The 24,797-nt window shown below is 58.3% G+C and carries 16 protein-coding genes and 2 pseudogenes; 13 read left to right on the plus strand and 5 right to left on the minus strand.

Annotated elements, in window-relative coordinates; all coding sequences use genetic code 11:
- Positions 1–62 precede the first annotated feature (62 nt).
- Positions 63–1,190, minus strand: coding sequence for a methyl-accepting chemotaxis protein (locus PMI36_RS17795; protein ID WP_443216696.1), 1,128 nt, complete (start codon positions 1,188–1,190; stop codon positions 63–65).
- Between the two features lie 3 nt (positions 1,191–1,193).
- Positions 1,194–1,754: pseudogene (locus tag PMI36_RS32440) on the minus strand (MCP four helix bundle domain-containing protein); the annotation flags it as partial.
- Positions 1,755–1,963: 209 nt separating this feature from the next.
- Here PMI36_RS32440 and PMI36_RS17790 point away from each other — a divergent pair.
- The 4 genes and pseudogenes from PMI36_RS17790 to PMI36_RS32450 all read left to right on the plus strand — a co-directional run bounded on the left by PMI36_RS17790 (position 1,964) and on the right by PMI36_RS32450 (position 4,543).
- A complete protein-coding gene (locus PMI36_RS17790) occupies positions 1,964–2,194 on the plus strand; it encodes a hypothetical protein (RefSeq protein ID WP_008071054.1) in 231 nt (76 codons plus the stop codon).
- A complete protein-coding gene (locus tag PMI36_RS17785) occupies positions 2,191–2,493 on the plus strand; it encodes a cell division protein ZapA (protein ID WP_008071056.1) in 303 nt (100 codons plus the stop codon). Before PMI36_RS17790 ends, PMI36_RS17785 begins: the two co-directional genes overlap by 4 nt.
- A gap of 145 nt (positions 2,494–2,638) precedes the next feature.
- Positions 2,639–3,676, plus strand: a pseudogene (locus PMI36_RS32445) (HAMP domain-containing protein); the annotation flags it as partial.
- A 135-nt stretch (positions 3,677–3,811) separates the two neighbouring features.
- Entirely contained in the window at positions 3,812–4,543 is a 732-nt protein-coding gene (locus PMI36_RS32450; RefSeq protein WP_443216697.1) for a methyl-accepting chemotaxis protein, read from the plus strand.
- Positions 4,544–4,686: 143 nt separating this feature from the next.
- Here PMI36_RS32450 and PMI36_RS17775 read toward each other — a convergent pair whose 3' ends face one another.
- A complete protein-coding gene (locus PMI36_RS17775; protein WP_008071067.1) occupies positions 4,687–6,489 on the minus strand; it encodes an acyl-CoA dehydrogenase in 1,803 nt (600 codons plus the stop codon).
- Between the two features lie 245 nt (positions 6,490–6,734).
- Complete coding sequence (putA, locus tag PMI36_RS17770; protein WP_008071069.1) at positions 6,735–10,688, minus strand: trifunctional transcriptional regulator/proline dehydrogenase/L-glutamate gamma-semialdehyde dehydrogenase; 3,954 nt, start codon at positions 10,686–10,688, stop codon at positions 6,735–6,737.
- A 461-nt stretch (positions 10,689–11,149) separates the two neighbouring features.
- Here putA and putP point away from each other — a divergent pair, with 461 nt between their 5' ends.
- The 9 genes from putP to PMI36_RS17730 all read left to right on the plus strand — a co-directional run bounded on the left by putP (position 11,150) and on the right by PMI36_RS17730 (position 23,831).
- Positions 11,150–12,634, plus strand: coding sequence for a sodium/proline symporter PutP (gene putP, locus PMI36_RS17765; RefSeq protein ID WP_008071078.1), 1,485 nt, complete (start codon positions 11,150–11,152; stop codon positions 12,632–12,634).
- 378 nt (positions 12,635–13,012) lie between these two features.
- Complete coding sequence (locus PMI36_RS17760; RefSeq protein ID WP_008071080.1) at positions 13,013–15,031, plus strand: type VI secretion system Vgr family protein; 2,019 nt, start codon at positions 13,013–13,015, stop codon at positions 15,029–15,031.
- A complete protein-coding gene (locus tag PMI36_RS17755) occupies positions 15,021–15,758 on the plus strand; it encodes a DUF4123 domain-containing protein (RefSeq protein ID WP_008071081.1) in 738 nt (245 codons plus the stop codon). Before PMI36_RS17760 ends, PMI36_RS17755 begins: the two co-directional genes overlap by 11 nt.
- Positions 15,758–20,419, plus strand: coding sequence for an RHS repeat protein (locus tag PMI36_RS17750; RefSeq protein WP_008071083.1), 4,662 nt, complete (start codon positions 15,758–15,760; stop codon positions 20,417–20,419). The genes PMI36_RS17755 and PMI36_RS17750 overlap by 1 nt, the downstream gene beginning before the upstream one ends.
- A complete protein-coding gene (locus PMI36_RS31620) occupies positions 20,403–20,705 on the plus strand; it encodes a contact-dependent growth inhibition system immunity protein (protein WP_050549259.1) in 303 nt (100 codons plus the stop codon). Before PMI36_RS17750 ends, PMI36_RS31620 begins: the two co-directional genes overlap by 17 nt.
- A 448-nt stretch (positions 20,706–21,153) precedes the next feature.
- Positions 21,154–21,351 (plus strand): hypothetical protein, encoded by a 198-nt coding sequence (locus PMI36_RS17745; RefSeq protein WP_008071087.1) that lies wholly within the window; start codon positions 21,154–21,156, stop codon positions 21,349–21,351.
- A complete protein-coding gene (locus PMI36_RS17740; protein ID WP_008071089.1) occupies positions 21,351–21,767 on the plus strand; it encodes a hypothetical protein in 417 nt (138 codons plus the stop codon). The genes PMI36_RS17745 and PMI36_RS17740 overlap by 1 nt, the downstream gene beginning before the upstream one ends.
- A gap of 504 nt (positions 21,768–22,271) precedes the next feature.
- Entirely contained in the window at positions 22,272–22,595 is a 324-nt protein-coding gene (locus PMI36_RS17735) for a hypothetical protein (protein WP_008071091.1), read from the plus strand.
- Between the two features lie 396 nt (positions 22,596–22,991).
- Positions 22,992–23,831: a 23S rRNA (adenine(2030)-N(6))-methyltransferase RlmJ gene (locus PMI36_RS17730; protein WP_008071093.1), complete on the plus strand. Its 840-nt coding sequence runs from the start codon at positions 22,992–22,994 to the stop codon at positions 23,829–23,831.
- A 150-nt stretch (positions 23,832–23,981) separates the two neighbouring features.
- On the opposite strand, the gene msrA is transcribed toward PMI36_RS17730, so the two are convergent.
- Positions 23,982–24,629, minus strand: a complete 648-nt coding sequence (gene msrA / locus PMI36_RS17725) for a peptide-methionine (S)-S-oxide reductase MsrA (RefSeq protein WP_007903246.1) — start codon at positions 24,627–24,629, stop codon at positions 23,982–23,984.
- Positions 24,630–24,797: the final 168 nt, after the last annotated feature.

Below are 24,797 nucleotides of genomic sequence, written 5' to 3' on the forward strand. Positions count from 1 at the left end.
ACCTGTAGGAACTGTCGAGTGAAACGAGGCTGCGATCTTTTCGGCAGTGATGCGATCTTTGTTTAGAGGCTAAACCGCCCAACCATGTTGTTCAGGTCCAGCGCCAGGCGCGACAGCTCGTTGCTGGCCGCGCTCGTCTGGTTGGCGCCCGTGGCCGATTGCACCGACAGGTCACGAATGTTCACCAGATTGCGGTCCACTTCACGGGCCACCTGTGCCTGCTCTTCGGCCGCGCTGGCGATCACCAGGTTGCGTTCGTTGATTTCGACGATGGCGCTATTAATAGTGTCCAGCGACATGCCTGCACCACGGGCAATATTCAAGGTCGATTCGGCGCGTTCGGTGCTGTTGCGCATCGAATCCACGGCGTGTTCGGTGCCGCTCTGGATGCTGCCGATCATGCGTTCGATTTCGCTGGTCGACTGCTGGGTGCGATGGGCCAGGGCACGTACTTCGTCGGCGACCACCGCGAAACCACGACCGGCTTCACCGGCACGGGCTGCTTCGATGGCTGCGTTCAATGCCAGCAGGTTAGTCTGGTCGGCCAGACCGCGAATCACATCCAGCACTTTGCCGATGTCTCGCGACTCATTAGCCAGATCGCCGATCAGGGTGGCGGTGCTCTGTACGTCGGCGCTCATGCGCTCGATGGCACTCACGGTTTCCTGTACCAGGTCACGACCGTCGCCAGCCGACGTGGTGGCGTTTTTCGAGGCTTCGGAGGTGCTCACGGCGTTGCGGGCGACTTCTTCCACGGCGCTGGTCATTTCATTGACGGCGGTGGCGGCCTGTTCGATTTCGTTGTTCTGCTGGGTCAGGCCACGGGCGCTTTCGTCGGTGACGCTGTTGAGCTCTTCCGCGGCGGACGCCAGTTGCGTGGCCGAACCGGAAATCCGTTGCAGGGTGTCACGCAGTTTTTCCTGCATCTTCGCCATGGCGGCCAGCAGGCGACCGGCTTCGTCTTCACCATCGACGGTGATCGGGCGCGTCAGGTTGCCTTCGGCGATTTCTTCGGCGGCGCTCAGGGCATTGGCGATCGGCTTGGTGATGCTGTTGGTCAGCAGCCAGGCGAATAGCAGAGTCAGGCCGGTGGCGATGACCAGCAGGGTCACCACCAGGTTGAAGGCCGACGAGTACTGATCGGCGGCTTGCTGATTGATCTTCGTCGCCTGCTCGTTGTTGATCTGCATCAGCCGATTGAGCACGTTGTTGACTGCTTCGGAGTTGGTCAGCAAATCGGTGTTGAGCAGTGTGCGCAACTCTTCGATCTGATTATTGCGCGACAGGCCCTTCATACGGTCTTCGAGCTGACGGTATTGGTTCAGCAACTGAACGTACTGATCGTAGCTGGCGCGTTCTTCAGGACTGCTGATGTATTTTTCGTACTCGGTCTGGGCGGTACGGATTTGCTCATTGCGTTGCTCGAACAGAGCCATGGTTTTTTGCTGCACATCCGGCTCGCGATTGGTCAGCAACCGATAGGACAGAACCCGCAAACGCAAAGTGAGCTGGGTGAACTCATCGAGTGCCTTGATGCTTGGCACATTGGTCTGGATGATGTTTTCGCTGGCGCCGCGAATCTTGCTCATCTGATTCAGGGCGAACACGCCCAGAACCAGCATCAGGCCGCCAATCAAGGCAAAACCGAGGAATGCCCGCGGTGCGATATTCATATTTCGTAAAGACATGGTGTTCACCGAAAAAAGCGCATCCGTGCGGGGCTGAGACTGCTGTATGCATGACTTATCGGTCATACGACTAAAGTCTTGAGGTGCTGCGCGCTTTTGTCGCAGAAGGGTTGCGGCGACGAAGTGCAGGAACCAGAGCCGCCAAACACAGTCTTTAAAGATCGCGAGGAAGGTCGCCCGCCAGCAAAATCAAGGCCTTGCGCCCGAATAACCCTGGCGTCAGTGGTGACTTTTCTTTATCGTACGCGCCCTTTGAAAATGCCTGGAAAATCAAAATGTTGGAAGCATCCCTAAGCCAATTGGAACAACTGGTCAGCGACCTGGTGCAGCAGAACCAGACCCTGCTCGGCACCAATCAATCCCTGAGTGCAGAACTGGCCCAGGTCAAGGATGAAAACGAAAGCCTGCAACTGAGCCTGATGGAACAGGAAGAGAAACAAGGCACCACCGCCGCACGCATTCAGGCCTTGGTTGAGCGCGTCAGCGCCGGCCCTGTCAGCGCATGAGTTATGGCGCCCCGGGGGTAAAAGTCGTCTCGATTCTGGGGGAGGACTATTCGATCAAGGCGCCGGCCGGGGAAGAGCAGACCCTGCTGGACGCCGCATTAATGTTGAAAGCCGCCCTGGCCGAGACCAAAAAGAAATACCCGACGCTGATCGGTGACCGCTTGCTGGTGTTGGCGGCGATGAATCTGTGCTCGCAGCAGATCGAAATGCAAAAGCGTCACCAGCAAGAACTCGACCGTTACCAAGAGCAAGTCAGCGCCACGGTTGAAGTGATCGCCAAGACCATCAATCAGGCCTGATCAGCTTTGCGCACAACCAAAGAATAAATTGTCGTTTGAGTTGTATACAATCGGCATGGCTGTTGCAGTGTTTCAGCCTCTTATTCTTTGGGGGTGCTCCATGCAGTTCTGGCGACGCAGTATTCAGTGGCAGTTGATCCTGAGCATGGGCACCGCCCTGCTGGTCAGTATTCTGATCGTGGTTGGCGTTTATACCCTCGTGGTCGACCGCCTCGCCCAGCGCTATCTGGTCGAACAAGCGCTGCCGTCGAGCATCGAAGCGATGCGCAACGACATCGAACGAATCCTCGTTCAACCCCTCACCGCCGCCAAGGACATCGCCAGTAACAGCATGGTGCGCGACTGGTTGGCCGGGGGCGAAAGCAGTGCCCAGACCGACACCTTCGTGAAGTATCTGGAAGGCCTGCGCGCCGAGCACAAAGCCTTTACCGCGCTGATTATCGGGGCCGCTTCAAGCCATTACTTCACTGAAAAAGGCCTGGACCGGACGCTCAGCCGTTCCAATCCCAACGACGCCTGGTTCTATTCGTTCCTCGACAGCAACCAGCCGCGCACCCTCAATATCGACAATGACACCGCCACCGGTGAGTTGGCGCTGTTCATCGACCTCAAGGTCGAGCAGGCCGGCAAAGTCGTGGGCGTCGCCGGGCTGGGCCTGAGCATGAAAGAGCTGTCGGAGCTGATCCAGAATTTCAACTTCGGTGAACGCGGCAAGGTCTATCTCGTGCGCTCCGACGGTTTGATCCAGATTCACCCCGAGACGCAGTTCAGCGGCAAACGCACGCTGGTCGAGCAGATCGGTGCCACGGCGGCGCAAGCGGTCATGGGGCAGCTCTCTACCTCCACCGCGTTCGCCACCAGCAGTTTTGTCCGCGATGGCGAAGATTTTCTGGCATTGAGCCTGCCGCTACGTGATCTGGGCTGGACCCTGGTGGCCGAAGTGCCGCAGTCGCAGATCTACGCCGAAGCCCGCCGCGCGATGTGGATGAGCAGTGGTATCGGCCTGGCGGTGGCACTGGTTTGCCTGATGCTGGTGGTATTGCTGGCCCGTGGATTGGTGCGACCGATTCGTCAGGTAACAGCGGCACTGGTAGCCATCGGTAGCGGTGGTGGAGATTTGACCCACAGGTTAGATTCCAGCCGCGCCGATGAGCTGGGTGACCTCGCTCGCGGCTTCAATCGCTTTCTGGAAAGTCAGCGCGACATGATCGGCGAAGTCCTGGCCACCAGTGAGCGCTTGCGCACGGCGGTCGGCCAAGTGGCGCGGGTGGTGGACAACACGGCCGAACGCTCGGGCCGTCAGCAGGAAATGACCGACATGGTCGCCACCGCTGTCCACGAGATGGGCCTGACCGTGCAGGAAATCGCGCAGAACGCCGGCAACGCGGCCGTCGCTTCACAAACCGCACGGGATGAAGCGCTGCAGGCGCGGGTCGTAGTGGGCGGGTCGATTCGGCATATCGAAAGCATGTCCGATGAGATTGGTATCGCTGCCGGTGCGGTGGGCGAGTTGGCCCATCAAGTGGCGTCCATCGATCAAGTGTTGGCGGTGATTCGCGGGATTTCCGAGCAAACCAACCTTTTGGCTTTGAATGCGGCCATCGAAGCGGCGCGGGCCGGGGACATGGGGCGCGGGTTTGCAGTGGTGGCCGATGAAGTGCGGACATTGGCGCGGCGGACTCAGTCGTCCACCGACGAGATTCAGCAGATGATCGGCAGCCTCAAGCAAGGCGCGGAGAATGCGGTGTCTTCCATGCACGCCGGGCAAGCGGCGACCGGCACCGGCGTTGAGTCGAGCCAGCGCACCGGGGCGTCGTTGACGGCGATTACCGGGCAGGTCGAGCGCATCAGCGACATGAACCATCAGGTGGCCACGGCGACGGAAGAGCAGTCGGCGGTGACTGAGGAGATCAACCGGAATGTGCAGGGGATTTCTGATTTGGCTCGAGCGACAGCGGGGGAAGTCAGGACTTGTCGTGAGGATTGTCAGATGTTGCAGCGGTTGGCGGATGATTTGGCACGGCAGATGGGTGGGTTCAAGTTGAGCTGATAAATGTATTGCCTGTACTGACGCCTTCGCGAGCAAGCCCGCTCCCACATTCGATCAACGGTGTTCATAAATAATATGTTCACCGCAGAGCCAGTGTGGGAGCGGGCTTGCTCGCGAATTTCAGCAACACCACAAGGGTGGGATCAAAACCACTCATCCCGCATCGTCAGGCAAACATCATCCCGCGCCTCAAGAATCGCCAGCTCATGGTGACAACCCGGTACTTCCCACGTCAGGAAATACCGCGCCGCCTGCAGCTTGCCTTTATAGAAGCTCTCATCCGCTATATTGCCCTTGGCCAACCCTTCCTCGGCACGAATCGCCTGTTCCAGCCAACGCCAGCCAATCACCGTGTGCCCGAACACTTTCAGGTACAGCGCCGAGTTCGCCAGGCTGCTGTTGACCTTGCCTTGAGCCAGATCGGTCAACAGGCCGATGGTCACGCTTTGCAGGCGCGCTACCAGTTTCTCCAACGGCTCACGCAGCGGCGTCAGCGATTCATACGCTTGAGCGCGCTCGGCGGTATCGGCAATCAGCCGGATCAATTGCTTGAGCCCCGCACCCCCGTTCTGCGCCAGCTTGCGGCCCAGCAAGTCCAGCGACTGAATGCCATGAGTGCCTTCATGAATCGGGTTCAGACGGTTGTCGCGGTAATACTGCTCCACCGGATACTCACGGGTGTAACCGTGGCCGCCGAGAATCTGGATCGCCAGTTCGTTGGCCTTCAGGCAGAACTCCGACGGCCAGGATTTGACGATCGGCGTCAGTAAATCCAGCAGCTCATGGGCCTGCTTGCGCTCGGCCTCAGTCTCAAGGGTCGTGGTGTCATCGAACAACCGCGCCGCGTACAGCCCAAGGTCGAACGAACCTTCGACGTACGCCTTCTGCGTCAACAGCATGCGTTTGACGTCGGCATGCTGAATGATTGCCACCGGTGCGGTGGTCGGATCCTTGCTATCCGGCACCCGACCTTGCGGACGCTCGCGAGCGTATTCCAGGGAATACAGGTAACCGGCGTAACCCAGCATCACCGCGCCCATGCCGACGCCGATCCGCGCCTCATTCATCATCTGGAACATGTAGCTCAAACCGTGGTGCGGCTTGCCCACCAGATAGCCGACGCACTCGCCGTTGTCGCCGAAGTTCAGCGCGGTGGATGTGGTGCCGCGCCAGCCCATCTTGTGGAACAATCCGGCCAGCAACACGTCGTTGCGTTTGCCCAGGCTGCCGTCATCGTTGACCAAAAACTTGGGCACGATAAACAACGAAATGCCCTTCACCCCGGCCGGTGCGTCCGGCAGTTTGGCCAGCACCATGTGCACGATATTTTCCGACAGGGGATGATCGCCGCCGGAGATGAAAATCTTGTTGCCCTTGAGGCGATAGGTGCCGTCGGACGCAGGCTCCGCACGGGTACGAATATCTGACAGCGACGAGCCGGCATGAGGTTCGGTCAGCGCCATGGTGCCGAAGAAACGACCGTCGATCATCGGTTGCAGGAAGCGCTGCTTCTGCTCATCGGTGCCGAAGCTTTCAATCAGGTTCGCCGCGCCCATGGTCAGGAACGGGTAAGAGGTCGACGCCGCGTTGGCCGACTGAAAGTGCGCAAAGCACGCTTGGGACAACAGTGTAGGAAGTTGCATGCCGCCGGCGTCGAAACTGCGCGCGGCGTTGAGGAAACCGGCTTCGAGGAACGCATCCACCGCCGGTTTCACTTCCGGAATCAGAATTGCCTGACCGTTCTCATAGCGCGGTTCGTTCTCGTCGCCCTTGCGGTTGTGCGGGGCGAAGAATTTCTCGGCGATGCTGCGGGCGGTGCCGATAGCCGCATCGAAGGTCTCGCGGTTGTGCTCGGCGAACCGCTCACGCTGGGTCAGGCCCTCGGCATCAAGGACTTCATACAGCTCGAAAGCCAGATTACGGGAACTGAGCAACGTCTCGGACATGGCGGCCTACCTTTTTTTGGAATGGGCCGAGTCTAGGCGTGGGAATAGAGGCTGAACAGGATGATTGATGAGCGTGATGGTGTGGTGCGGGCACCGCTAATCAAATGTGGGAGCGGGCTTGCTCGCGAATGCGGTGGATCAGTCAATGTTGATGTCGACTGACACTTCGCCTTCGCGAGCAAGCCCGCTCCCACAGGGATTTTGCAAACCAGGCACCCATTGCAGGCGCCCGGTCTTATTGCGGTTTAGCCGATAGTCATCAGGCTGGCATTACCACCCGCCGCAGCAGTGTTAACACTCAACGCCCGCTCGATCACCAGACGCTCCAACGCAATATTGGTTTCGCCCTGCGACAAGCCATGAACCCCAACAATCGCACCGGCACGCTTGGCCACTTGCTGGCAGACCGCACGCAACTGATCGGAATGGCCGTGATGCAGAACCGCATCAATCACCACTTCGTCCTTGGTCCAGTCAGCCACCCGCTTGATCCGCGCCTGAATTTCTTTCGGCAGGCGTGCGAACAGGGCCTTGCCCGGTTCAGCGTCCGGCCATACCGCCGAGCCGCCCACGGCCAATACCGCAGCCAATTGAGTCAGCAGATCGCCTTCGACGTCTGCCAGGCACAGCACGTGTTCACGCGGCAGGATGGCATAGCTGTTGCGCTCACCGGTCGGGCCGGCCAGAACACGGGTGATCCCGCTCTGCGATTGCGCCGCGAACTGTACGCACAGGGTGCTCAGGTCAGCGAACTTGTTGCTGTCGGCCCAGGCTTTCAGCACAGTCAGCGGTTTGCTCATGGCATCACGCAGACGGACGTCCGGTGCAGCGATAGCATCGCCGCGAGCGAAGGATTGTTCGATTGCATCGGTAGGACGCGTCGACAACAAACGGTACAGGTACAACGGACCACCGGCTTTCGGGCCAGTACCCGACAGACCTTCACCGCCGAACGGTTGCACGCCAACCACAGCACCGACGATGTTGCGGTTCACGTAGACGTTACCGGCGTTGACGTTGTCGATCACCTTGGCGATGGTCTCGTCGATACGAGTGTGCACACCCAAGGTCAGGCCGTAGCCGGAAGCGTTGATCTGACCGATCAGTTGATCGATGTCTTTGCGCTTGTAGCGAACCACGTGCAACACCGGACCGAAGATCTCCCGTTGCAGTTCGTCGAAGCTTTCCAGCTCGATCAGGGTCGGCATCACGAAGGTGCCGCGTTTGACTTCTTCGCTGTTGGCGATGGCCACCTGGTACACGTTGCGACCTTTGTCGCGCATGGCCTGGATGTGCTTCTCGATGCCCGCCTTGGCTTCGGCGTCGATCACCGGGCCGATGTCCACGGACAGGCGCTCTGGATTACCGAGACGGCATTCAGCCATGGCGCCCTTGAGCATTTCGATGACACGGTCGGCGGAATCTTCCTGCAGGCACAGAACCCGCAGCGCCGAGCAACGCTGACCGGCGCTGTCGAAGGCCGAGGACACCACGTCGATCACCACCTGTTCGGTCAGCGCCGAGGAATCGACGATCATCGCGTTCTGGCCACCGGTTTCGGCGATCAGCGGAATCGGACGACCCTGAGCATCCAGGCGACCGGCGACGTTGCGTTGCAGCAAGCGAGCGACTTCGGTGGAGCCGGTGAACATCACGCCTTTGACCCGATCATCGCCGACCAGACGGGCGCCGACGGTTTCGCCACGGCCCGGCAGCAATTGCAGCACGCCTTCCGGAATCCCGGCTTCGATCAGCAAACGCACGGCTTGAGCGGCCACCAGCGGGGTTTGTTCCGCAGGCTTGGCCAGTACCGGGTTACCGGCGGCCAGGGCAGCAGCGACCTGACCACTGAAGATTGCCAGCGGGAAGTTCCACGGACTGATGCAGACCACCGGCCCCAATGGACGGTGGGCGTCGTTGGTGAAATCGTTGCGCGCCTGCACCGCGTAATAACGCAGGAAGTCCACGGCTTCACGCACTTCGGCGATGGCGTTGGCGAAGGTCTTGCCGGCTTCACGCGCCAACAGGCCCATCAACGGCTGGATCTCGCCTTCCATCAAATCGGCGGCACGTTCCAGAATCGCGGCGCGTTCGGCGGGCGGGGTGGCCTGCCAGATCGGTGCAGCGTTCAGGGCGCACTGAATTGCGTTGTCGACATCTTCGACGGTGGCTTCTTGCACGTGACCAACCACGTCACGCAGATCCGACGGGTTCAGGACTGGCGCAGGGGTTTCGCTGCTGGACGCGCAGCCGAGCATCGGCGCCGCTTTCCAGTTGTTATGAGCGGTGGCCAGCAGGGCGCAGGACAAGGAAGCCAGACGATGTTCGTTGGCCATGTCGATGCCGCTGGAGTTGGCGCGCTCGGCACCATACAGATCACGCGGCAGCGGGATACGCGGGTGCGGCAGGCCGAAGCCGCCTTCCAGCGTCGCCATCTGCTCGATGCTGGCCACTGGATCGGCCACCAGCTCCTGAATCGAAATGGACTGGTCGGCGATGCGGTTGACGAACGAAGTGTTCGCGCCGTTTTCCAGCAGACGACGCACCAGGTACGCCAGCAGTGTTTCGTGCGTGCCAACCGGAGCGTACACGCGGCACGGACGGTTCAGCTTGCCTTCGGAAAATTTGCCTACAACCTGTTCGTACAGCGGTTCGCCCATGCCGTGCAGGCACTGGAACTCGTACTGACCCGGGTAATAGTTCTGACCGGCGATGTGGTAAATGGCCGACAGGGTATGGGCGTTGTGCGTGGCGAACTGCGGATAAATGACTTCCGGCACCGACAGCAGTTTGCGTGCGCAGGCAATGTAGGAAACGTCGGTGTACACCTTGCGGGTATAGACCGGATAGCCTTCCAGGCCTTCGACCTGGGCGCGTTTGATTTCGCTGTCCCAGTACGCGCCTTTTACCAGGCGGATCATCAGGCGATGACGGCTGCGACGAGCCAGGTCAATCACGTAGTCGATCACGTACGGGCAACGCTTTTGATAAGCCTGGATCACGAAACCGATGCCGTTCCAGCCGGTCAGTTGCGGCTCGAAGCACAGGCGCTCCAGCAGATCCAGCGACAGCTCGAGGCGGTCGGCTTCTTCGGCGTCGATGTTCAGGCCGATGTCGTATTGCTTGGCCAACAGGGTCAGCGACAGCAGGCGCGGGTACAGCTCGTCCATCACGCGCTCGTACTGGGCGCGGCTGTAACGCGGGTGCAAGGCGGACAGCTTGATCGAAATACCCGGGCCTTCATAAATCCCACGACCGTGGGAGGCTTTGCCGATCGAGTGAATGGCTTGTTCGTACGAGGCCAGGTACTTCTGGGCGTCATGTTCGGTGAGTGCAGCTTCACCCAGCATGTCGTAGGAATAGCGGAAGCCCTTGGCTTCGAACTTGCTGGCGTTGGCCAGGGCTTCGGCAATGGTTTCACCGGTGACAAACTGCTCGCCCATCAGGCGCATGGCCATGTCGACGCCCTTGCGGATCATCGGCTCGCCGCTCTTGCCGATGATGCGGCTCAGGGACGACGTCAGGCCCGCTTCGTTGTGGGTGGCGACCAGTTTGCCGGTCAGCAGCAAGCCCCAAGTGGCGGCATTGACGAACAGCGACGGACTGTTGCCCAGGTGCGGCTGCCAGTTACCGGTGCTGATCTTGTCGCGGATCAGCGCGTCACGGGTGCCTTTGTCCGGGATGCGCAGCAGCGCTTCGGCCAGGCACATCAGTGCCACGCCTTCCTGGGACGACAGGGAAAATTCCTGCAACAGGCCCTGAACAATCCCGGCACGGCCGCCGGCGCTTTTCTGATTGCGCAATTTTTCGGCAATCGAGGCGGCGAGCTTGTTGGTGGCTTCAGCCATCGGGGCCGGCAGGCGCGCCTGCTCGATCAGCATCGGCACCACTTCAGGTTCCGGGCGACGGTAGGCGGCAGTGATAGAGGCGCGCAGCACCGATTGCGGGAGGATGCTTTCAGCGAACTCCAGGAAGCACTGATGCGCGTGATCGACATGGATCTCGCCCGCGTCGTCAACTTCCTTGCCGTTCAAACCGTTCAGCTCGGACAGGGTTGCACCACCCTCGAGTTTTTCCAGGTAATTGAAAATTGCCTGCTTGATCAGCCAGTGCGGCGTGCGATCAATCGAGGTCGCGGCGGCCTTGAGGCGTTCGCGGGTCGGGTCGTCAAGTTTGACCCCAAGAGTGGTGGTAGCCATATTTTTATCCTCATGTTTGCCACGACCGCGTGGCATCAGCTGGCGGCAAGATTAGCTGTGCGTCGGTCGAGGTGCAACCGGGTGCAACCCTTTTTTTGTCGGAATAATAAGCAGCTCGTCAGGAAACTGATTCTGGTACATCCCTCCCGCGCCGGCTTGGTGCTTTTACTTCTAGTGCAACCCGGAAAACGCCCTGAAAAGGAGCAAAAACCGACCCTTTTCAAGAAAATCCGACTAGGTGCAACTTATTCGCACGAAACTGGTTGCACCTTATTTGCTTTGTTGAATAGCATTCGCGGCCAAGGTGCAACCGGTCAAAAAGATCGGTGTGCCGGCTGATGGCTTTCCTGGGGAAACATCAGTCATAAATGCGCGGGACCCCGAATCGTCCGTCAAACGTCGTCGTTTGCGAGCGGTTCACCAGCCGCTGCTACATAAAAACAATGCCAGGGCGTAACTCAATGAGCGTAAGCAATCCAACCCTGATCACGTTCGTGATCTACATCGCAGCAATGGTGCTGATCGGCTTCATGGCCTATCGCTCCACCAACAACCTTTCTGACTACATTCTGGGCGGTCGTAGCCTGGGCAGCGTCGTGACCGCACTCTCTGCCGGTGCTTCCGACATGAGCGGCTGGTTGTTGATGGGCCTGCCGGGCGCTATCTACATGTCCGGTCTTTCCGAAAGCTGGATCGCCATCGGCCTGATCGTCGGTGCTTACCTGAACTGGCTGTTCGTTGCCGGCCGTCTGCGTGTGCAGACCGAGCACAACGGCGATGCACTGACCCTGCCGGATTACTTCTCCAGCCGTTTTGAAGATAAAAGCGGCCTGCTGCGGATCATCTCCGCGGTCGTGATCCTGGTGTTCTTCACCATCTACTGCGCTTCCGGCATCGTGGCCGGTGCCCGTCTGTTCGAAAGCACCTTCGGCATGTCCTACGAGACAGCGCTGTGGGCCGGTGCCGCGGCGACGATTGCCTACACCTTCGTCGGTGGTTTCCTGGCAGTGAGCTGGACGGACACCGTACAAGCCACGCTGATGATCTTCGCCCTGCTGCTGACGCCGATCATCGTGCTGCTGGCGACTGGCGGCATCGACACCACGTTCCTGGCGATCGAAGCACAAGATCCAAGCAACTTCGACATGCTGAAAAACACCACTTTCATCGGCATCATCTCGCTGATGGGCTGGGGTCTGGGCTACTTCGGCCAACCGCACATCCTGGCGCGTTTCATGGCCGCGGATTCGGTCAAGTCGATCGCTAACGCCCGTCGCATCTCCATGACCTGGATGATCCTGTGCCTGGGCGGCACGGTCGCTGTAGGTTTCTTCGGTATCGCTTACTTCTCGGCAAACCCTGCCGTGGCGATGCCAGTGAGTGAAAACCACGAGCGTGTATTCATCGAACTGGCAAAAATCCTGTTCAACCCGTGGGTTGCCGGTGTACTGCTGTCGGCCATTCTGGCGGCGGTAATGAGTACGCTGAGCTGCCAGCTGCTGGTGTGCTCGAGCGCCCTGACCGAAGACTTCTACAAAACCTTCCTGCGTAAAAGCGCTTCCCAGGTTGAACTGGTCTGGGTCGGTCGCGCCATGGTGCTGCTGGTTGCCCTGATCGCCATTGCGATGGCGGCTAACCCGGAAAACCGTGTACTGGGTCTGGTCAGCTACGCCTGGGCTGGTTTCGGTGCTGCGTTCGGTCCAGTCGTCCTGATCTCCGTGATCTGGAAAGACATGACCCGCAACGGCGCACTGGCCGGCATCCTGGTTGGCGCGATCACCGTAATCGTCTGGAAACACTTCGAGCTGCTAGGCCTGTATGAAATCATCCCTGGTTTCATCTTCGCCAGCCTGGCGATCTACATCGTCAGCAAGCTGGGCACGCCGACTCACGGCATGCTTCAGCGTTTTGCGGCTGCTGAGGCAGATTTCCGCCTGAACAAGTGATGGGGATGAGCTGAGGCTCTGACCTTTCGGCTACATGAAAACGGCCCGCTTCCTTTTGGAGGCGGGCCGTTTTTTTTTGCGCTTTTACGTCTGGCGCAGGGCGTGAAGCATCGAAGTTCCACTGTGGGAGCGGGCTTGCTCGCGAAGGCGGTAAATCAGTCGACATCAACGTTGTCTGTCACACCGCCTTCGCGAGCAAGCCCGCTCCCACATTTGTCCGGTGGTGCTTCTGAAGGGAATGTCTGTAGTCAAAAATTCTATTTTATGAAGGGGGAGTCTTCATAAAAAGTAGGGAAAATCTGATTTCCTTGTCCCCCCCTCAACACCCCTTGTCGCTCATGCAGAATCGCCCGCCTTCATTCTGCAGAGACACATCGGATGTTCGCGCCTGCCAATCAACCGCGTTTCACGTTGACCCTCGACGGCGTCCAGAATGAGCTCAAGGTACTTGAGTTCACGGGCAAGGAAGCCATCAGCCAACCCTACCGTTTTGACCTGGAACTGGTCAGCGAACGGCCCGACATTGACCTCGAAAGCCTGCTGCATCGTCAGGCGTTTCTGAGTTTTGATGCGCAAGGTTCCGGTATTCATGGTCAGATTTTTCGCGTCGGCCAAAGCGACTCCGGGAAACGTCTGACGGGCTATCAAATCAGTCTCGTGCCGCGCCTGACGTATCTCGGTCAGCGTATCAATCAGCGGATTTTCCAGCATAAAAGCGTGCCGGCGATCGTCACGCAAATCCTCAAAGACCACGGCATCCAGCGCGATGCCTTCGAGTTCCGGCTCGGCAGCGACTACCCCGAGCGCGAGTACTGCGTGCAGTACGCCGAAAGCGACCTGGCATTCATTCAGCGTCTGTGTGCCGAGATCGGCATTCACTACCACTTCCAGCACAGCCCAGATGGGCACCTGTTGGTGTTCGGTGATGACCAAACGGTTTTCCCACGGCTGCCCGAACCGACGCTGTACCTGCCAGGCAGTGGGATGGCGGCAGAAGCGCCGGCAATCAAGCGGTTCAACGTGCGCCTGGAAACCCGGACCACAGCGGTCACTCGCCGGGACTACGACTTCGGCAAACCGCGTTTGCAACTCGAAAGCCGCCTCGACAGCGAGCAGCGACCGGTGCTGGAGGACTACCACTTCCCTGGTCAATTCACCGATCGCGAACACGGCAAGCATCTGGCGCAACGGGCCTTGGAGCGCCACGGCGCGGATTACCGTCAGGCCGAAGGTCGCGGCGACGAATCTGCTTTGGTCAGTGGGCATTTCCTACACCTCGCCGAACACCCGCGTCAGACGTGGAATGACCTGTGGTTGATCACCGAAATCGAACACCGTGGCCGGCAGCCACAAGTGCTGGAAGAGTCGGCCACCGGCGACAGCCCGGATGATTTCCAAGGCTATCGCAATACTTTTCTGGCGACGCCGTGGGACGTTGCTTTTCGCCCCGCGCTGGGGCCGGAAAAGCCGCGCATGCTCGGCTATCAACCCGCTATGGTCACCGGCCCGACTGACAGCGAAATCCATTGCGACGAGTACGGTCGAGTCAAGGTTCAGCTCGCCTGGGACCGTGACGGTCGGCTCAATGAGCATTCCAGTTGCTGGCTGCGTGTCGCCACTGGCTGGGCACACGACCGCTACGGCAGCGTGATGATTCCGCGCGTCGGCATGGAAGTGCTGGTGGGGTTTGTCGACGCCGATGCCGACAAGCCGCTGGTCATGGGGTGCCTGCCCAACGCCGCGACCCCGGTGCCGCTCGATCTGCCGGCGGACAAGACCCGCAGCATTTTCCGTAGCCAAAGTAGTCCCGGTGGCGGTGGTTACAACGAATTGCGCATAGAGGATCGCAAAGGCGCCGAGGAAATCTACCTGCGCGCCCAGCGAAACTGGACTCAGCATGTACTGAACGATCAACAGGTTCAGGTCGATAACCAGCGCAGCATCGTCGTCACCGGCACCGCCCGCCATGAGCTGAAGGCTGACGAAAAACGCATTACCCACGGTCAGCGCCAGACCGAAGTGCGGCAGGACGATCACTTGGTAGTGGTCGGCGACCGGCACATTCGCGTAACCAGTCAGGCCCTCAACGCCAGCCAGCAATTCCACGTCAGCGCCGGCCAGCAAGTGGTCATCGACGGCGGTGCCAGCGCGACCATTCAGGCGGGCGGGCAATGGATCAACATCGGCCCCGGCGGGATTTTCAGCAGCGTGCCGATTCAGGTGGGGGGCGCGTTGATGCCGGCCACGGCAGCTGCGCCGAGCTTGCCGGATGTGCCGTTAAAACTGGCAGCGGCCCCGGCGGCGCTGCTCAGTGCCGCACAGATTCTCAGCCTGAAAAGTGATGCGCCGTTCTGTGAAGAATGCGAGCGCTGCAAGGACGGTGTTTGTGCAGCCTGATCCCTTGTCGCCTCACGCCTGGCTGGAGCGCCAGCCGCTGAAGCCGCGGGAGCAACTGTTCGCGATTTTCAGCAGCGCCAGTGCGGCTGAACCGTTCAAAGCCTGGCAACGCTCGATCACCGCTCAAGCGCCGAGCCCGATCTGGGCTGATACCGCGTATGCCGAGTGGGAAGCGGTGATGCCCTTTGTGGGAATCGTCCCTGCTGGCGGTGAGTTTCTGGAGTGGGGCGCTACGACCGAGTCCCGCGATTGGGGTTGGCTGGCGGTTTCTTCTGCCTCTCAAGAAGTGCTGGTCGAGCATTTGCGCAGCCTCACTCAAGTTCTTTTGCCCAACGGCAACGCGGTGTTTTTTCGCTTCTGGGATGGGCGCTATTTGCTGCCGATTCTTCAGTCTGCCGACGTTAACGCCACGCAGTTAATGCCTGTCATCGACCGTTGTTTGATCAATGGGAAACCGCTCGATATCGGCGGCAGTGCGTTGAAAACCGCCAGGGTTTTCCCGTGGTGGGAAGTTTCTGAATCACTGCTCAAACACCTCACCGCCGAGTCCGCCACAACCCGCATCAACAACTTGATGAAGTGGTTGAGCGAGGACCGCCCAGACCTTTACGAAGCGTTTTCCGAAAGTGTGTTGCGGCACAAAGTTGCGAGCCTTCTTGAGACGCCAGACCTGCCTCAAGCACCGAAATCAGCCTTGGTGGATTACCTGATGACGGAGCTGGACTGATGGATCAGATCGTTCGTATTGAGCAGGAGCTCGACGGTTTCAAAGACACCTTGAGTTTATATCGCCAGCAACTTGGCAGTTTTTTGAGCGGGAATGCGGACAGGGTTAGCCGAGTTACGGATATGCCGTCGCTGATGGACATGGAGCGGCTCATAAAACTTGGTAATACCACCACCGCGGTGAGCAGTCGTGATGACGATTTTTTCTCCAGTCTTGCGCAGTGCCCGAAGAGCGGAATTCTGGAAATCGAGAGCAAGTTTGAATCGGTTTATGACGTTCCGCTGGGGAATATTCGGGTCGATGTGATTGCTGCCGATGGCGGCGAGATCACACCGGTCACGCTCGATGAAAACGGTAAAGGACAGTTCGAAGGTACACCCGGCAAGTTCTATCGTGTTCATGTTCAGAGCGAAGTTACCCCGGCTCAAATCGATGATCTTTTCTCGTCTTACGATGGCTTGACCTTAGAGCTGGAAGGCTGGCTGCGCAAAGAGTGGGAGGGGTTCAAACCGCAGTGGTCGCAGCAATCGGCTTCAGCTTCATTGGCAGCAGTGGGCAATGGAATGCTGGCGGGAAGTTGGGCAGCGATTCAGGCTGTTTGGGATGGCATTGGTGAACTCACCGACATCCTGAAAGACCCCAACGCCTTTGCCGAAAAGCTCGGTGAAAGTGCCAGTCAACTCGCCAATCTGGCCGTGACTGCCCCAGACACAATGGAAAAGGCCATGTTGCTGGCCAGCGACGAGGCAGCACTGTGTTTGCTGGTACGCACCGCAGTGCTATGGCTCGAAGCATTGCCGCCTTCGCAACTTGCCGGGTCCTCGGCTGAAGCCATTTCCAAAGTTGTGGTCGGTTTGGTCATCGACTTGTTGATTGGCGTGGTGCTGAGTGTCGTTGGGGTAGGCATTGCCTGGCTGACGGTGCGTCTGGCCAAGTACAGCGCGCAGATTTTTCAGGCCGTAATGGGCTTCGTGAAGTCGATGGTCGCGATCATCAACAACTTCATGGAGTACGTCGACCGCTATAAGAAAGTCGCCGCGCGCGGTGTTGCAGCGGGACTGAAAAAGGGTCGCATGCAACTGCGCTGGGATGCCAAACGCAACACCACGCTCAAGCAAAACGAACACCACGACGATGTCTCAAAACAAGCCACAAACCCCAACGGCGACAGCGCCGACTCCGCGGATAAAACCGCGACCAACAAATGCCCGGTATCGATGGTCACCGGCGAGGAACTGCTAACCCTCACCGACGGTTCGCTGGACGGGATCCTGCCGTTCGACTTCACCCGGCTCTATCGCACCAGTGCCGCCGAGATCGATTGTGGGCTGGGCTTCGGCTGGAGCCATTCGCTCGCCCATCGGCTGGAAATCGACGGTGATCAGGTCATCTGGATCGACCACGAAAACCGCCGCACCACCTTCCCGCTGCCGAACCACGAACGCCCGGCGATCCACAACGGCCTGTCACGCGCGGCGATTTATCTCGGTGCCGAGCCCGAAGAACTGATCCTCGCCCAGGCCGGCGAAGAAACCCGTTTCTACCACTTTCATAACGGTTTTCTGACGACGATTAGCGACGCGTACGACAACCGCTTGCGCATCACTCACGACCGCCAGCAGCGCATCCAGCGCCTCGATAACGGCGCCGGCCGTGCCTTGCTGTTGCGCTATGACCGCGCGCGTCTGATCGCCGTCGACTATCAGGTGTTTGTCCCCGCGCAGACCCTCGATGAGACCTGGCACACCGAGCAGACGCTGGTCAGTTACCGCTACGACGAATGCGCTCAACTGGTCGAGGCGAGCAACGCCGCCGGCGAAAGCGAGCGTTACGACTACGACGACCGGCACGTGATTTTGCAGCGTCAACTGGCCGGTGGGGCGAGTTTCTTTTGGGAGTGGGAAAGGTCCGGCAAAGCGGCCAGATGTGTCCGCCACTGGGCGTCGTTTTCGCAGATGGACACGCGTTATGTCTGGGATGACGAGGGCAGTGTCACCGTCCAGAACATCGATGGCAGCGAAGAGGTTTATGTCCACGATGATCGGGCGCGGCTGGTGCGCAAGGTCGAGCTGGATGGCGGCGAGCACCTCAAGGCTTACGACGACAACGGTCGGTTGCTTGCCGAACAGGATCCGCTCGGCGCCGTCACCGAATACCGCTACGACGAAGTCGGACGGCTGGTGGCGCTGATTCCACCGCAAGACGAACCGACTGCCTACGAGTACCGCAACGGTTTCCTGCATGCGCGGTATCGCGGCGAGGCGGTATGGACCTATCGGCGCAATGCCCAGGGCGACGTCACCGAGGCTGTCGACCCGGACGGCCAGGTCATCCATTACCACTACGACGCCCAGGGGCGGTTGCTGTCGATCCGCTACCCGGACACCAGTCGGCATCTGTTCGTCTGGAATGCCTTGGGCCAGTTGCTCGAAGAAACCTTGCCGGACGGTGGTCAGCGGCGCTTTTCCTACGACGCACTGGGCCGAAGGATTACCCGTCAGGACGAACACGGCGCGATCACAAAGTCTCAGTGGGACGCCGTCGGCCGACTGATACAGACGACGCTGCCTACAGGAGCCATTCGCGCCTACAGCTACAACGCCTACGGCAAGATCACCGCCGAACGCGATGAACTGGGCCGCGTCACTCGCTATGAATATGCCGACGATTTACACCTGGTCAGCCGCCGCATTAATCCCGATGGCACGCAACTGCGTTATCGCTATGACAACGCCCAGCTGCTGCTCACGGACATCGAAAACGAAGCCGGCGAACACTATCGGCTGGACTACACCCCCGGCGGATTGATCCGACAGGAAACCGGCTTCGACGGCCGCCGTACCGCGTACGCCTACGATCTCAATGGGCACCTGCTGGAGAAAACCGAGTTTGGCGATGACGGCTCGCAGCTGATCACGGCTTATGAGCGGGACTCGGCCGGGCGCCTGTTGGTCAAGACCCTGCCCGATGGCATCCAGGTCGAGTATCGCTACGACTCACTGGGTCGACTGACCAGCGTCGACGACGGCCACGATCATCCGCTGGAATTCGAGTACGACCAGCAGGACCGGCTGATCACCGAACACCAGGGTTGGGGCACCTTGCGCTATGGCTACGACGCCTGCGGCCAGCTCAACCGGCTGCGTCTACCGGACGGCAGCAAACTCGACTACCACCACGCCAAGGGCGGGGCGCTGACGGCCATCGACCTCAATGGCGCGCGTCTTACAAGTCACACGTACAAATCCGGCCGTGAACAGCAACGCCAGCAAGGTCTGCTGCTCAGCGAATATGCCTACGACGACCAGGGCCGACTGAAGGCCCACGCCGTCAGCCAACAGCAAAAAAACCTGTACCGCCGCGACTATGCCTACAGCGCCAACGGCAATCTCGACCACATCGCCGACACCCGCCACGGCCAACGCAACTACACCTACGACCCGCTCAACCGCCTGACCCGTGTCCGCCACACCCGCGACACCCCGCCGGAAAGCTTCGCCCACGACCCCGCCGGCAACCTGCTGATGCAGGATCGCCCCGGCGCCGCGAAAGTCGCGGGCAATCGCCTGCTCATGCAAGGCGACCGCCACTACGACTACGACGCCTTCGGCAACCTGATCCGCGAACGCCGTGGTACTGCGCAAAAACTCGTCACCGAATACCGTTACGACTGCCAGCACCGGTTGGTGGGCGTCACGTTGCCCGATGGAAGCTGTACGAATTATCGCTACGACGCCTTCGGCCGCCGCATAACCAAAACCGTCGACGGCAAAACCACCGAACTCTTCTGGCAGGGCGACCAAGTCGTCGCCGAAAGCAGCAAAGAGCATTACCGCAGCTACGTCTACGAACCCGGCAGTTTCCGCCCGCTGGCCATGCTCGACGGCAAAGGCCCGAAAAAGGCCTGCCCGTTCTACTACCAGCTCGATCACCTCGGCACGCCGCAGGAACTGACCGATTTTGGTGGCGAGATTGTCTGGTCGGCGAAGTACAACGCCTACGGCAAAGTCACGCGTCTGGCGTTCGGCGGGGGCGAGCAGCTCGATCAGCCGCTGCGGTTCCAGGGGCAGTACTTCGACGCCGAGAGTGGCCTGCATTACAACCGGCATCGGTACTATGATCCGGAGATAGGACGGTATCTGACGCCGGATCCGGTGAAGTTGGCAGGTGGGCTGAACCAGTATCAATACACGCCGAATCCGACGGGGTGGGTTGATCCGTTGGGGTTGGCGTGTCTACCTTGCCCCGGTGATCCTGAAGGACCGTTTAGCGTAATTGTTCCGGGCGGTGGTTTGGCTGCACACGAAGCTCAGGGAGGCCATCTCATTGAGAAACATATTGGTCGGACCGAAGCCCAGTTGCGAGAAAGGCTCGAGGCAGAGCCACATATACCAATCGCATCGACATTTCCTAATCAAACTGCCGCAGAGGCCACAGTTTCAAGCGTAATGGATAGAAATAAAGAACTAATAGATGATTTTGTGAGTGGTAATGCGCGCAGGCTCGTTATTACACAACCAATGTCGGCGCCGGTAGGCGTTGGAGTTGTTCGACGCAGTGGAGAACTTGAGTCTTTATCTGTTGTAAAGTTAATACTCCAGAGAGCTAACGAATCGCCGTCCGGCTACATTATTTATACGGGGTATGCAAGTGATCGATAATTCGTTTTCGCAGCTTTACCAGTTCTTGGGAGCCTATTTTCATGAGGACTGGATGTGTGAATTTTACACGGCGGATGATGTTGTTAGATCTTTCCTGTTTGACTCAACATCCGAAACAATTTCGGTTGTGAGAAATGAAATTGCTGCTCTGCTCGAGAGGCATATGACCGAGATAGAGTTGCGAGAGTTTCTGCTCAAAAAGATGAGCTGCTGCTACTGCTACTGGCACGAATGGGATTCGGGAGAGGTATGGTTGAGTCACCTTGTTGATATTTTTGATGAGTAAAAAATATCCCAACGCGCACGATTTTTTAATGTGTACTTTCATGGGGCAAAGGGGGTGGGCTTATATTTTCCAATTTTCGGGGTTTGTGGCTGTTTGAAGGGGGCTTGAGTAACAAATAAACTCCGTCCATTTATGCTTTGTTCTCATTGATGGTGAACGGCAAGGGAGTAAGTGAATTCGTTACTTTTTTTCAACTTTATTGTGTTTCGTAATGGTCGGTTTTTGAAGAATGACGTTATCAATAGCTATTAGAAAATGTATCGCTATAGTGCGAGCTGCGTATAAGAATCGGGCCGAGAATTCGGGTTCTGCTGTTCAGCAACAAACCACTAGCTGCGAACTTCGTGGTGGAAATAAGAGTTGGAGAGCCGTTCCAAGCTCTAGGTTTATAAGCCATAGAGCACAGCTGAATGCTTATAATGAAGCGATGACAAGGGAGACTAGAAAAATGTCTCGTTTTACTGGGGAGGATAGTAAAGGAAATTTGGTAGTAAGAATGGAGGCTGAAAATGTAGGTCAAGGATATGAACCTAATCCTTTAGACCCAGAAAATCCGCGTTTCATTCCTCAGATTAATGCCTTTGAGATGAAATTCGATTTTGAGACATTGAAGCCTATAGCGCTTTATCCGATAGAGAAAATCTAATGCTGATGCATCCGTATCTTAACGTTCCATATAATCCGAGCGTAGAGCACTTTCTCGGTGGGTTCGATATATATGATCGCGAGGAGAGTCTTGGGGTTGAGTTGTCGGCGTACGATCCTGAGTGTCCTTCAGATAGGGAGTTTTTAATATCCCGGTTTATTGTCAAGCGCTTCGCTGCGTTGAGTTATCGGCACAAGTTTGTTTTGTTCTTTGTGTTGGGAGAGGCTCTTGAGGGTGACTCGAGTGTTTTTTCTGAGATTTTGGAACATGATCCGATGTCTCCCTCCTCGCTCCCTCCTGGGTGGAATGAAATGAAAAATCCGAGGGCGTTTTTTGAAGATGTGTACCTTAAGTTGTCCGAGGCGTGGATTAATGATCTTTATAAAGCGAGTCAGGAGGACTTTTCAACTTGGTGAGACTAGTGCTTAAGCTAGTCATGAATTTCTGAAGCTTAGATGATAAATACGTCTGTCCCCTTTCTTGTGCCTGACAATTTGGAATCCCAAGCGTCAAACTCTCAGTGCTTTGATTGCCAGCACCACAGATTAATCGGAAGGTGTTTAAAAACTTTGTTGTGACATCGAAATTTCCGGACAATGTCGTCGGAAGTTTCCTTCAAACCGTATCGGTTTCCATGAACTGGTGCGAAGTGAGATCCATGGATAGTCTTTGGCTGTCGCTGCAAATGCAGCGGCAGGGTGTAGGAACCCGGGACAACTCACCGCGCATCAGCGCTGTCGTTTGATTGCGGCACTTAACTTGTGTCCGTAACATCGTTCGCGGCGGCTGTGCGCGGGGCACGCTTCGGCGTGGCTGAGTTTGGTGAGTTGCTCAGTTTCCTACTCCCGCGTACGGCTGCCACCCAAGCCCGTAGGAAAGGCCGTTGGTAGCATTTAACTCAATCACCAAGGTCTAAAAAAATGAAAAGTCTTCACCCCGATCCACCTTACGAAAAAATAATCCCTCATCCCGAAAACCGCTTCATGGCATTGACCGGCAACTGCAACGACATGCCCACGCTGTTCGTCGATACCCACGCCCCGCTCGATGTTCTGTATGACGCTGCCAACTATCGAATTCGCGCCGTTACGCAGGTGCTTGAGAACATGTCGATGCGCGGTTCGGTTGAGTGTGAGTCGTTCATTCTCAGTGATTTTGCGTTGCTGTGTGCCATTCCGTTGCGGGATGGGTGTGATGTGCTGGATGTGATTGGGCGGCGGTTGCGGGCTCGGCCTTCGGACTAACGCCGAGTGGTTTTATGGCGAGGGAGCTTGCTCCTGCTGGGTTGCGCAGCAGCCCCAAAAACCAGCGATCCGGATTTGTTAGGCGCGGTGTTTGGTTTGGCGACTGCTGCGCAGTCGAGCGGGGGCGAGCCCCCTCGCAACGGGGTTTTGTGGTGGTTTCAGGTTTCTTGGGGCTGCTGCGCAGCCCAGCGGGAGCAAGCTCCCTCGCCACTAGAGCAAGAGCAAGAGCAAGAGCAAGATCAAAAGATCGCAGCCTTCGGCAGCTCCTACAGGGGGTTGTGATCACGCCCTTGCTCTTGCGTTGGGATGATTGCCGCGCAGATTGTCCGCTCGGCTGTGAGGCCCTGACGTTCGGCCCCGTACAAGGTAAACTTCCCGGCCTTCGCAGGAGCAATCATGAATTATCGTCACGCCTTCCATGCCGGCAATCACGCCGATGTGTTCAAACACCTGACTTTGACCCGCCTCATCGCCTTGATGTCGCGCAAGGAGCAGCCGTTTGCCTATCTCGACACTCACGCCGGCATTGGTCTGTATGACCTGCAGGGCGATCAGGCGAGCCGTACCGGTGAGTACCTGGAAGGGATCGCGCGGTTGTGGGATCAGCCGGATTTGCCGGCGCTGACTGCCGATTACATGAAGGTGCTGCACGACATGAACCCGGATGGCCAGTTGCGCTATTACCCGGGATCGCCGGAGTTGGCGCGGCGACTGACGCGGCCGCAGGATCGGCTGATGCTCAACGAGAAGCACCCCGAAGATGGCTTGCTGCTCAAGGACAACATGGCCGGTGATCGTCGGGTGAAGGTTCACTTGGGTGAAGGCTGGCATGTGTCGCGGGCGATGTTGCCAGTGCAGGAGAAGCGGGCGGTGATGTTGATTGATCCGCCGTTCGAACAGCTCGATGAGATGCAGCGTTGTGCGGCGTCGTTGAAAGAAGCGATTGGCCGGATGCGCCAGACGGTGGCGGCGATCTGGTACCCGGTGAAGGACCAGCGCATGTTGCGTCGGTTCTATCAGGATTTGGCGGGTACGGGCGCGCCGAAGTTGTTGCGGGTTGAGTTGCTGGTGCATCCGCTGGATACGCCCAATAGCTTGAATGGTTCGGGGTTGGCGATTGCCAATCCGCCGTGGGGGCTTGAAGAGGAATTGCGTGAGTTGCTGCCGTGGTTGTCCAAGAAGCTTGGGCAGACCCAGGGTGGGTGGCAGATGGATTGGTTGATTGCTGAGAGTTGATTGCTGATCAGATGGATTGATGGCGTCTGAAAGGACGCCTTCGCGAGCAAGCCCGCTCCCACAGGGGGGCTATGTCGATCACAAGAGTGTGGTCAGGCACAGATCCAGTGTGGGAGCGGGCTTGCTCGCGAAGCTTTTCAGGGCCCAAAATCAGATCGGGCAGGTCACGCCTGTACCGCCAATCCCGCAATACCCTTCAGGGTTTTTCGCCAGGTACTGCTGGTGATACGCCTCGGCGAAGTAGAACGTCGGCGCTTCTTCGATTTCGGTGGTGATGGTGCCTTTGCCAGCCTTGGTCAACTCGGCCTGGAACACTTGCTCGCTGTGCTTGGCGGCGGCCAATTGTGCCGGGTTGGTGGCATAGATCACCGAGCGGTACTGGGTGCCGATGTCATTGCCCTGGCGCATGCCCTGGGTCGGGTTGTGCAGTTCCCAGAACATCTTCAGCAATTCTTCATAGCTGACTTTTGCCGGCTCGTAGACTACCAGGACCACTTCGCTGTGGCCGGTCAGGCCCGAGCAGACTTCTTCGTACGTCGGGTTCGGCGTAAAGCCGCCGGCATAACCCACCGCCGTACTGACCACGCCTTCGCGCTGCCAGAACTTGCGCTCCGCGCCCCAGAAGCAGCCCAGGCCGAAGATTGCGAAATCCACGTCCATCGCGAACGGGCCCAGCAGCGGGGCGTCGTGGACGAAGTGTTTTTCCGGCACGGTCATTGGGGTTTCGCGGCCAGGCAGAGCTTGTTCTTTAGTCGGGAGCACGTTTTTGTTCACCAGGATTTCCGAGCGCAGAACCATGATCAGTCCTCTCAGTCAGGTTGAGATGTAAATAAACAGACCACCAGTGTGCCCAATGATGCCAAGTTAATCACTACCTTGTGGGAGCGGGCTTGCTCGCGAAGGCGGTGTGTCAGGCAACAATGATGTCGACTGTCACACCGCTTTCGCGAGCAAGCCCGCTCCCAC

Source organism: Pseudomonas sp. GM79 (assembly GCF_000282495.1).
In the GTDB taxonomy this organism is placed as follows: Bacteria; Pseudomonadota; Gammaproteobacteria; order Pseudomonadales; family Pseudomonadaceae; genus Aquipseudomonas.